This is a genomic window from Camelimonas fluminis (assembly GCF_014656355.1).
Classification (GTDB): domain Bacteria; phylum Pseudomonadota; class Alphaproteobacteria; order Rhizobiales; family Beijerinckiaceae; genus Camelimonas; species Camelimonas fluminis.
Window position 1 is genome coordinate 615413 of record NZ_BNCG01000001.1, and the last position, 6687, is coordinate 622099.

The following is a 6687-nucleotide window of genomic DNA, read 5'->3' on the forward strand; positions in this document are numbered from 1 at the left end:
CGACGCATCGCCGACCTGCCAGGGTAAGCGCCGCCCGGATTGTGGACGATCCCGATATGCCGGGCGCATTGGCCCCCGGCGTCCGGTCAGGCCTCGAAGCTGGCTGAAAGGCTTCAGAACGGGAACAGGTTGTTGATGATCGCGATCAGGTCCGCCTGACGCCGGACATCCGCCTTGGCCAGGGTCGATTTGACATGATTGCGCACCGTTCCAACCGAAACGGCGTGGCGGCGGGCGATCTCCGGAATCGACATGCTGGAAGCAAGCTCGCATGCGGTCCTGGCCTCGGTCGGGGTGAGGCCGTAGAGCTTTTCAAGGAGTTCGGAAGCCTGGGAGAGATTGCGGGCGCCTGGCGTCACCAGCAGCAGGGCGGTCGCCCGCGTGAATATATCGCGCAGGTTTCCCGTCACCGGCAGCACGGTGAGCACAATCGTGCCCCTGGGAGAGGAGCACTTGACCGGAAATGGACGCGGGGTCGCGCCAGGCGCGCTGCTGTCCCGCAGGGCCTGATAGATCTGCTTCTGGGCTGCGGCGTCGCTCAGCGCCAGCCTGTCGAATGCGCCGGCCGAGACGCAAGGCTCCAGCCCCGCGAACGCGTTGTTGGCGGCGATGACGGAGCCGTCGGCAGCCAGCGTGCAGGCTGGCAGGCCGAGTTGCTCGATTGTCGTCACCAGCGATGCGGCGCGCGCCAGCCCGACGCGGGATGACAGGCGCGACGCCCGCTCAAGATGCGGAGCAAGCTCATTCAGCCGGTCGAGGGAAGCCTGGTCCAGGGGACCCATCTCGAGACGGTTCTCGAAGCTGATGATGATCTCACGCTGGTCGGGAAGAATAAGTTGGGCGCCGGCGTTCGATCCCCATCCTTCCTGATGAAGAAATTTCGCGTAAAGCGGCGCGGTCTTTATTTCACTCGTGCCAATAACGTCGAGATCCCTGACAAAACAGATGTTTTGGCGCTGTTTCGGAAAACGCGCCCGCCGGATGTTGCGACTTGTCTGCAACCATCCGCCAGCGTGCGCCCGGTCGAGTGTTCCAGCGATCGCATCCGTACAATAAAACTGCTGCTCGTTTTTGTGTTCCACGATCAGGAGGGCGGCCGAGGCCTGGACATGCAGCATGGCTGCATGAAGCGCTTCGGGCCAGCGGTCAGGGAACAGCGACGCCTCGTACAGCAGGTCTATCGTGCGTTCAGGCATCCCGTCATCCATAATACGTGCTCATGAAAGGTATTATACTTAAATCACCTCACGTTTTGCATGATATATGCGACCTCAGTCCGGTTTTTTGCCTGAAGTTTTTTCATGATGGCCCGGACATGAACTTTGACGGTGCTTTCGCACATGTTCAGTTCATAGGCGATGATTTTATTGGACGCGCCCCGGCTCAGGGCTTTTGCGACCGCAAGCTGTTTGGGTGAAAACAGCGCGACGACGTCTGGCGTCGCCTCAGCCAGCAAGCCAGCCGCGCCTGCCTGTTCGATCAGGGAAGCCGGAATGTAGGTTCCGCCGTCCCGCACGAAATCCAGAATTCTGGCGATGGCGCGCAGACCCGTATCCACCGGCGCCAGCGCCGAAGCGCCTTCACGCAGGAGGCGGGCCACATCTGGAATGCGGGGCAGATCGGCGATAATGACCACCGGCGCCTCTGGCGCCGTTTCGCGCGCGATCTGCAAATGGCTGGAGAGGTCCGTCCAGGCGACGGTGCTGTCCTCGGGAAGCCAGATGGCGATGAGGCCGGTATGCGCGGCCTGCGGGCTGTCGCGCCACGCTTCCGGCGAGCAGAAACCAGCGTAGCGTTCGAGGGGATTCTGCAACTGAAGCGACGTGAGGATGCAGTCCTGCAGCAGGCGCTCTGGCTGGATGATCGCCGTCAGGTCTTCCTTCGTCTGGGTCTGGTTCGCCCGGGCGGAAAAATGCTGCGCCTGCCTGCTGAAGTGCGATTGGGTCCATCTGGCGCGAATGGCGTAGTCAGTCGTGGCCGTCCTTAGTCCCATAACCCGGTCTTCCCTCCTGGCCATTGTCTGGCGGCGGGGGCGGACAGGCGTCTGGGCGCAACCAGCGGGCGCATCGCCTCACTGCAGTTGTCTCAGGTTTCGCCCATTCCTGCTTTGAAAATCCGCCCTGCAGAAATGATCTGACCCTGAAGGGTCCCCCCATAGGGATCTAATCAGCATGCGGCCGGATGTCGTGCATGTGCCAAATGGCATGGAATATCACAAAAACGTGATCAATATTCCCGATATCTCGTGCCAGCCTGATTTGCTTTCGCGCTGTTCCGGCCCGGCCTGGCGCATGAAGTGCCTGGAACTTACCTATAATGAGTAGGCGCTAGTCGAATTTGGATGATATCAATTGCGAATTTGGGTTAATAAAAAACGGCCCGCGCCTGGGGCGCGAGCCGTTATGTCGTCAGTCAGGATGAACTGCTGATTACTTTTTCTTCGTTTCGGTCACGGCGGAGATCACGCCGCCTTCAGCCACCCAGCGGTCGCCCTTGAACACCATGATCTGCAGCTCTTCGAGCGGGAAGTGGTCGGTTTCCGACGTCTTCATGGTCAGGCCGTTGTAGACCATGCGCGGAGCGAAGCCATTGAGGCTCAGGGCCTTTTTCCGGAGGTTTTCGCGGGTGAGATCGTCGCCGGCTTCACGCAGCACATGGGTCATGGCGTCAGCCATGGAATAGCCGATGGCGTACAGGCTGTTGTTGATGTCGCCATCCGGCATGTACTTGGCCATGAACTCCTTGAACTGCTTGACCTCGGCGTCGTTGGCGAGGGCCGGATCGCTCGGGTCCTTGATGAAGGTGGCGGTGATGGCGCCCTGGGCGTTTTCAAGGCCAGCCGGAACCAGCACGGCGCCAACCTGGGATGCGACGTTGTTGAGAATGTGCACCGGGCGCCAGTTCAGTTCGCCAAGCTTGCGGGTCGACTGCGCCGCGAACTTCGGCGTCGCCAGGTTCAGGAACAGGTCGGCGCCCGAGGCCTTCAGCTTCACCATCTGTGAATCGACGGTGGCGTCAGAAAGATCGTAGGGGGCCTCGGCGACGATCATCGAGACCTTGTCGCCCAGACCATCCTTCACGCCCTTGTAGATGTCCTTGCCGTAGTCGTCGTTCTGCACCAGCACCGCGACCTTGGCGTTCGGGTACTTTTCCTTGATCAGGTTGGCGTAGACGCGGCCTTCCGACTCGTAGGACGGGTTGAACGGCAAGGTCCAGGGATGGGCCTTGGGGTCTGAGCCGAAACGGGTGCCGCCCGAAGACAGGAACAGGTGCGGCACCTTCTTCGCGTTCACGTACTTCATGATGGCGGTGTTGGAGGGCGTGCCGAGCGTGCCGAACAGCGCCAGCACTTCGTCGCTCTCGATCAGCTTGCGAGCCTGCTCCACCGCTTTCGGCGGGCTGTAGGCGTCGTCATAGCTGATGAACTTGATCTTGCGACCGTTGACGCCGCCCTGATCGTTGATCATCTTGAAGTAGGCGTCCATGGTCTTGCCGACCACGCCATAGGCGGACACCGGGCCGCTGTAGGGCACGAAGTTGCCGATCTTGATTTCAGTGTCGGAGGCGCCGGGGCCATATTTCTTTTCGGCGAGGGCAGGGCCGGCCATGGCGAAGGCGGCGGCCGAAGTGGCCATCAGGCCGGCGATGAACATGCGTTTGGTCAAGCGCATCAAGCTCTCCTTGGAAGTTTTGGTTAAACCGGAGGCAGAAGGCGCCCGGCGTCCTGACAAGGACACGCCATACGCGAAAGCGGCGCAAGCTTCGCGCGGGGGTTCCCGCTGGCGTGCTTGGGAGCCCCTCTAGAGCAAAATCCGGTGAGATTGAATCGGAATCTTGCTGCTTGCGCATGCGCGCCATGCGGCCGGACGCCGCCTTGCCGCGGGGGTGTCTGCGCAACCGCCTGCTTCACCTGCATTCTGGCGTCGGGCTTGCATGCTGGCGTTGGCTCTCTGGCTCCGCCGTCAGCATGGCGGCGAGACTGCGGGCGATGTGATCGGTCGTCGCGGCGCCATTCCAGACCGGATGTGGGCGCGAACGGTCGGCCAGCCTCCGCCCGCGGGCGACCAGCATGCCGCGCCGTGACGGCGTGGACGCCCCACCCGGCGAACATCCGCAAGGCGACGGCGCTCCGTAGCATCGGAGCCGTTGTCTGTGAGCTTTCTGGACATGTTTGCGCATGCGCTTGACAGCGGCGGGCGTGAAAAGCATTCTCCAAATGGATAAAATACATCGGAGGAAACAGTTGTGCGGGTTGGCGGCCGCCTTGCGCGGGCCCTTGACCTGTTGAGCGCCGTCTTTGCACGCCGCGCCAGCCACGTTTTTTCCATGAAAATCACCATCCCTGAGTCTGCTCCGCCCCGCCGGGCGCCGGCTCGCGCCCTGTCCGCCTGCCGTCGGCGGGCGCCTTGCGATCAACCGAAGGATTCCGTCTGTGACGCCGCCCTACAAGAAACTCGACCGCTCGTTGCGGAACCGCATTGTTTTCGTCACCGGCGCCGCCAGCGGCATGGGCGCCGCGACAGCCCGCGCCTTTGCTGACGAAGGCGCGCGGGTGGCGGTGGTCGATATTCGCGCCGACGGCGCCGAAGCTGTGGCGGCCGCTATCCGGGCAGATGGGGGCGACGCACGCGCTTTCGCCCTCGACGTGGCTGACGCGGAGGCCGTGAAGCGGGTGGTGGATGAGGCGGCGACCCATTTCGGCGGGCTGGATTGCCTGGTCGCCAACGCCGGCATTTCGGTGTACGCGCCGATCGATACGCCGGACTATGACGAACGCTGGGCCCAGGGGCTCGCGGTGTTGCTCACCGCCCAGCAGCGGCTGGTGCGGGCCGCCTTGCCCTGGCTGCGCAAATCCGACGCGGCGCGCATCGTCACCATCGCCTCCACCGAGGCGCTGGGCGCCACTGCTGGCCACAGCGCCTATTCCGCCGCCAAGGCCGGCGTCACTGGCCTGACCCGTGCGCTGGCGGTGGAGCTTGGGCGCGAGGGCATCACCGTCAACTGCATTTGCCCTGGGCCAATCGAAACCGGCATGACCGCCGACATTCCGGATGAGAGCAAGCAGAAGTACGCCCGCATCCGCACCGCCATGCGCCGTTATGGACGTCCGGAAGAAGTGGCGCATGTGACGCTGAGCCTTTGCCTGCCAGCCGCTTCCTATCTGACCGGCGTGGTGATCCCGGTGGATGGCGGCCTGATGGCGCGTAACGCCTGAACGCGATCGCGTCAGGTTTTCCAGATTCGCCGGAGCGCGCCGGCATGTTGCATGCCGGCCATGCCTGCGCCCGGTCGATGGCCATGAAACAACGAACGCTAACAACGAACACTCCGGAGTAACTCTTACATCATGTCGATCTGTTCCCTGTCCCGCCGCGCCCTGATGGCCGCGGTGGCCGTGTCCGTGTTTGCATCCGTTCCTGTGCTCGCGGCCGAGAAAAAATATGACGCTGGAGCCAGCGACACCGAAATCAGGATTGGCAACACCTACCCGTACAGCGGCCCTGCTTCGTCCTATGGCATCATGGGCGCAACAGAGGCCGCCTACTTCAAGATGGTGAACGAGCAGGGCGGCATTAACGGCCGCAAGGTGAAGTTCATCAGCTACGATGACGCCTACAGCCCGCCCAAGGCCGTGGAGCAGACCCGCAAACTGGTCGAAAACGACGAGGTGCTGGCGATCTTCAACACCTTCGGCAGCCCGGCCAACAGCGCCATCCAGCGCTATCTGAACGCCAAAAAGGTTCCGCAGCTGTTCCTGGCCACGGGCGCCTCGAAGTTCAACGATCCGAAAAACTTCCCGTGGACCATGGGCTTCCAGCCCAATACCCGCGACGAAGCGCACGTCTATGTGGATTATATCCGCAAGGAACGCCCCAACGCCAAGGTGGCGATCCTCTACCAGAACGACGACTTCGGCAAAGACTATCTGGAAGGCGTGAAGGAAACGCTGGGTCCCGATTACAAGAAATACGTTGTCGCCGAAGTGGCGTACGATATTTCCGAGCCAACGGTGGATTCGCAGATTCTGCGGCTTCAGGCGTCTGGCGCTGACGTGTTGCTCAGCTTCTCCACGCCGAAGTTCGCGGCCCAGAGCATCCGCAAGATGGCGGCGCTGAACTGGAAGCCCATGCACATCGTCGCCACCGCCAGCGCCTCCGCCGCCATGGTGATGCGTCCGGCCGGTCTGGAAAATTCCCAGGGCGTGATCACGTCGTCCTACATGATGTCGCCGGACGATCCGAGCTGGAATGACAACCCGGACATGAAGGCGTGGCGGGCATTCATGTAGAAGTACATGCCGGGCGCCGACATGGGCAACAGCGGCCACATGTACGGGTATGTCGTCTCCCAGGCCATGCACAAGGTGCTGGAAGCCGCCGGAGACAACCTGACCCGCGAGAACATCATGAAGCAGGCCAGCAACATGAAGGACGTCCACATCAAGGGCTTCCTGCCGGGCATCACCGTCAATACGGCGCCGGGCGATCACGCGCCGGTCAAGCAGATGCAGATGGTTCGCTTCAAGGGCGAGGGCTGGGAGCGCTTCGGCGGGGTCCTGGGCGCCGCCAGCAAGCCGGCTCACTGAGACAGCGTCTGGCAGGGTTGCCCCGCCGACAGCGTCCTGGACAGAATCCCGCCGACACATCGGGATTTTGTCCTGGCGATAAAGGTTGCCCCGGAAAAGCC

General features: G+C 62.4%; 4 protein-coding genes and 1 pseudogene. 2 read left to right on the plus strand and 3 right to left on the minus strand.

Annotated features, from left to right (window positions below):
- Positions 1-113: 113 nt before the first annotated feature.
- From IE243_RS02565 to IE243_RS02575, 3 genes are all read right to left on the minus strand, one after another.
- A complete protein-coding gene (locus IE243_RS02565; protein ID WP_191317740.1) occupies positions 114-1196 on the minus strand; it encodes a helix-turn-helix transcriptional regulator in 1083 nt (360 codons plus the stop codon).
- A gap of 44 nt (positions 1197-1240) precedes the next feature.
- Entirely contained in the window at positions 1241-1993 is a 753-nt protein-coding gene (locus tag IE243_RS23380; protein ID WP_244642654.1) for a LuxR family transcriptional regulator, read from the minus strand.
- Positions 1994-2429: 436 nt separating this feature from the next.
- On the minus strand, positions 2430-3671 hold the full coding sequence (locus tag IE243_RS02575; RefSeq protein ID WP_191317741.1) for an ABC transporter substrate-binding protein: 1242 nt from the start codon (positions 3669-3671) through the stop codon (positions 2430-2432).
- Between the two features lie 761 nt (positions 3672-4432).
- On the opposite strand from IE243_RS02575, the gene IE243_RS02580 reads away from it, so the two are divergent.
- Complete coding sequence (locus IE243_RS02580; RefSeq protein ID WP_244642657.1) at positions 4433-5215, plus strand: SDR family NAD(P)-dependent oxidoreductase; 783 nt, start codon at positions 4433-4435, stop codon at positions 5213-5215.
- 132 nt (positions 5216-5347) lie between these two features.
- Positions 5348-6586 (plus strand): annotated as a pseudogene (locus IE243_RS02585) (ABC transporter substrate-binding protein).
- Positions 6587-6687 lie beyond the last annotated feature (101 nt).